Genomic DNA, 382 nt, shown 5'->3' on the forward strand with positions numbered 1-382 from the left:
GCCCCAGATCGAGTAGATGGCGTCGTACGTCTGGTCGTCCCCGCGGAGGAAGGAGCAGGCCTCTCCTTCCTCGATCGTCAGGGCGGGGACGTCCTTCCACCACCTGCGGGCCCGCTCGACCTGGACCGGGGAGAGGTCCAGTGCCGTGACACGTACCCCACGGCGCGCCAGCCAGGACGCCTCCCGGCACTCGGCCGCCCCCAGTTCGAGCGCGGCGCGCGGCAGGCCGAGTAGTTCGGCCCCCGGCCCGTGACCTTCGTACTGCGTCCACTCGAAAGCCGTTACTTCGGGAGGCGGCACCGGTCCGTCACGGTCCGGCTTGTAGCGGTCCCAGAAGAAGACGGGATCGTGTGACGTACGGAGCATGGGCGTCCTTGAGGGG

Annotated in this window: 1 protein-coding gene; it reads right to left on the reverse strand. The window is 69.6% G+C overall.

Translation table 11 applies throughout. The features are described 5' to 3' along the window. On the reverse strand, positions 1-366 hold a 366-nt coding region (locus LPA54_RS41930), incomplete at its 3' end, for a bifunctional 2-polyprenyl-6-hydroxyphenol methylase/3-demethylubiquinol 3-O-methyltransferase UbiG (RefSeq protein WP_228985578.1). Between the last annotated feature and the right edge of the window lie 16 nt (positions 367-382).

It is taken from the genome of Streptomyces sp. DH12 (assembly GCF_020873895.1).
GTDB lineage: Bacteria > Actinomycetota > Actinomycetes > Streptomycetales > Streptomycetaceae > Streptomyces.